The organism is Acetobacterium sp. UBA5834 (genome assembly GCF_002435675.1).
In the GTDB taxonomy this organism is placed as follows: domain Bacteria; phylum Bacillota; class Clostridia; order Eubacteriales; family Eubacteriaceae; genus Acetobacterium; species Acetobacterium wieringae.
Genome location: NZ_DJGY01000056.1, coordinates 1 through 3,418 on the forward strand (window position 1 = coordinate 1; position 3,418 = coordinate 3,418).

Annotated in this window: 2 protein-coding genes; both read right to left on the reverse strand. The window is 41.9% G+C overall.

The genetic code is table 11. The features are described 5' to 3' along the window. Positions 1-160 precede the first annotated feature (160 nt). On the reverse strand, positions 161-1,021 hold the full coding sequence (locus B3F51_RS11415; protein ID WP_286947179.1) for a tyrosine-type recombinase/integrase: 861 nt from the start codon (positions 1,019-1,021) through the stop codon (positions 161-163). 408 nt (positions 1,022-1,429) lie between these two features. Beyond that, the coding region (locus B3F51_RS11420) for a hypothetical protein (protein ID WP_286947180.1) at positions 1,430-3,418 on the reverse strand (1,989 nt) is incomplete at its 5' end.

Genomic DNA, 3,418 nt, shown 5'->3' on the forward strand with positions numbered 1-3,418 from the left:
GATCGCCAGCTGGCCAGTTCAAATGTTTCAGCCAGTTCTTCTCTCGTTTTTCCTTCCATCAAACCAGCCAAAGTCTCAGTAACACGCTGATCATAGATAGGTTCCATTGGTTCTTTCATTATTTTTTTCCTTTCTTTTTCTGAATCACCGCTGCCAGTCCCTAAATGAGATTGACAGCCTGCTGAAGTTGACCAAGATCCTGATGAATATAGCGACTGGTGACAGTGAGATTGCTGTGTCCCAGAAGTTTCTGAACCGCTGGCAGGGGAGCCTGATTTCTGACCAGATTGGAAGCAAAGGAATGTCTTAAAATATGAGCAGTGACATGCTTTTCCCAGCCCAGTTTGACAACCGTTTCAATCAGAGTTTCATTGACTGTCTGCCGTGAGAGTCTGCCGGTTCGGGTGGTGGCAAAGAAATAGCTGGAAGTGGTTTTGGGTCGGATGTGCTTCAAATAGTTTTCCAGTTCTTTCTTCAGTTTGGAATTGATGGGGATCACCCGATCCTTGTTGCCTTTTCCCTGACGTACCTGAACGAGATTTTTCTTAAGATCCACATCACTTAAAGTCAGCTTGCACAATTCGCTAATTCTCAGTCCGGTATTGGCCATGGTGATGGTTGCTGTCTTAACCAGCGGATGATCAATATTCTCAATGAGGGTTTCCATTTCCTCCGGGGTCAGATGGGTACGTTCCTTTTCCTGATAGGAAATACTCTCCAGTTTTCGGCTGATGTCTTTCTCCACCAGATCACGTTTAAAGAGATAGGCATAGAATGATCGGAATATCGATACCTGCCGACTTCTGGTTTTGGCTGAACTGCCTTTTTCCTTCTGCTGGGAGAGATAACCCTCCAGATCCTTCAGCGCAATGTCATCAAGATAAACCGCCCCATTGTGTTCCTGTTCAATGTAGAGTCGAAGGGCGTTCAGTTCCTGCCCGTATCCTCGAATGGTTTCTTTTGATCGTTCTTTGGATTTTAAATAATCCACGTATGTTTCAATGGCTTTTTTAAGTAGCATGTGATTGTTCTCCTTTCTTTTGTGACAATACTTCCATTAAATAAATAATATATCTTTAAAACCGTCCATTACTTCGTTCAATGACGGTCAGTTATTTTTGGGATGAAGCAGAACCTGAAAGTGTTTTCGATTCTGCTCCATGGGTCATCCATATTTTAAAACAGGTGCTATTTGTTGGTGTTTTTGTCCCAGCTTCAATCAGAAAACATTCAAAACCGCTTTGTTTGCAGATTTTGGCCGAGAGAGCATTGCAGTTATTCCGCAAGAATGTTGCTTATTTTTTTCTTCCAAAGATATCCCCATCTTTTTTCCCCGTTTTTGCCGTCAGTGCCGTCAGTGCCGACAGTCCCGACAATTTTCTGACAGGACTGACTCGACTGACAGCATTTTGGGAAACAATTTTTTGTCTTAAGCGAGCTTCGCTAATATTTCTTCGACCATTTCTTCCTGGCTTTGAATCTCTGCTTCAGTAATCGGACTAATCTGAGGCAACACTTCTTCTGTTTTCATTTTGTTGGGATCAATAAAAATGCTTTCGGCAGTTTCCGGTGCATTCATGTTTTCAATGACATATTTTCTCCACTCAACACTTCTGTCTCTGTCGAAAAGAATGCCTACCTCCTCCAAATTGCTCTTAATCTCATTCATACGACGACTGAGAGCACTGGCATCTTTCGGCCATTTTTTTTGACGGATATTGATTCTCTGCTCAATCGCCACTTTTTCTAATTCATCCAGAATAATCGACATGCTACTTGAAAATTCTCGCTTATTTTGCATCATGGCCATCAATGCTGCACCAACAGGATTACTTTCCAATGCCACTTCATTAATGCTGTCCTGATTTCTCAGATAGGCATCAAGAAATAATTCGCCGGTGATTCCCAGCACTTCTCCAATGGCATAGCCCCAGTAACAATAATCAGCCATACGTCCGACTTCATCTAAAACTACGCTATCTTCTATCGAAATCGCTTTTGCCAGTGTATTAAAAATACTACCTAATATTTTTGGTAAATCTTCATCGAAGGAGCGCCAGATCACTTCCTCTCTCAGACGATCTTCCTTCTTAATCCTATTATGTTTTAATAGAATCGAGCGATCCAGCAAGTCGGCTTTTGTCACAACAACGTTAATGCCATTTAAAATGATGAAGTTTTTAAACTGATGTAGCGTTTCATCTGAATCACTGTAATTCGTTCGTTTTGAGTCAGCACCACCTGTTGATGCCATACATAGCAGATTGCTTATCTCGGGGGAAATGTATTCTAAATTATCAAAGCAAGGTGCATAATGATTATTTAGAACAACTGACAGATTCTCACTGGAAGACGGGCAAGCCATTACGTCAGTAACAGCCGGATCAATAATTTTCTTCATCATTCGCATCGATGTCGTTTTAGCCGCACCCTTGTGGCCATGTATTACAAGGATAGGATGCGGAATATCAAAAATAAATGCCGTAACAATTGTTGGAACAAACAAATTCCAGCTGCTTTCTTCGTTTAAAATAAAATGCTTCTTAAGCAAGGGGATCAAATCCTCGGGCATGGCACTTAAATCTGGCATAACCTGTTCTTTCATGCCCTTCGGTTTAAAAAACTGCACCGGCGCTTCATTAACGATGAAACAACCTTCCTTGGTGATTTTGATCACTTGATGTTGTTTATTTGCAAGGTTATAGTAGATTTCTTTGTTCTCTGTCATCGCCACCCGTTTAAACAGTATTCTGTTTTCACTATCAAAACCTGCTTTCATTTCAGCAAAGCGGATGACTTTTTTTACGGTTTCAACGCCGAGTATGGTGCCTTTTTTCTCATAGTAACGTTTTACTAAGAAATTTTCGAATTTTTTACTGTTAACAGGTAATGTTTCAAAAGAACTCTCATGTTCTATGGTAACAAATGATTCATCCAGCATGTTGTTAAAAAACTTACAGCCCTCGACAAGTCCTTCCAGGACTTCCGCTTCACTGCTCCAAACTGTTTTTTCAGGTTTAATACCCAGTTTTTCTTTCAGTGTTGACCAGTTTTCGTCGGCACAGCCATTGTGATGACACCCGGCTGCTACAGCACCATTGTCGAATTGAATAATAAAAGACGAATTATTGGTATGCTCAGGGTTCCAGGGACAGGTTGCCAGAACATAGATCGTATGCTTGCCACCTAATTTTTTCTCAAAGGCAAGATCCAGGTCATATTTTTCGATCAGTTCAGGGATATTCCATTTGGTTCCCTCCGGTTTGGGAATGCTCTGGCACACTTCCGGCAAGGTATCTGCCACTGCTTTGATCTGTTCGGCTGTTGCTGGCTGAATCTGCACCGGCACATGCAAGAGTTCTGAACGCCGATGCGGTCGCTCTTCGGTGTTATCGCCCTTGCAGGCCATTGTGCCATA

What these genes read in the sequence shown, in the direction of transcription:
- B3F51_RS11415 (WP_286947179.1), bottom strand. Translation starts at nt 1,021, where the DNA reads ATGCTACTTAAAAAAGCCATTGAAACATACGTGGATTATTTAAAATCC.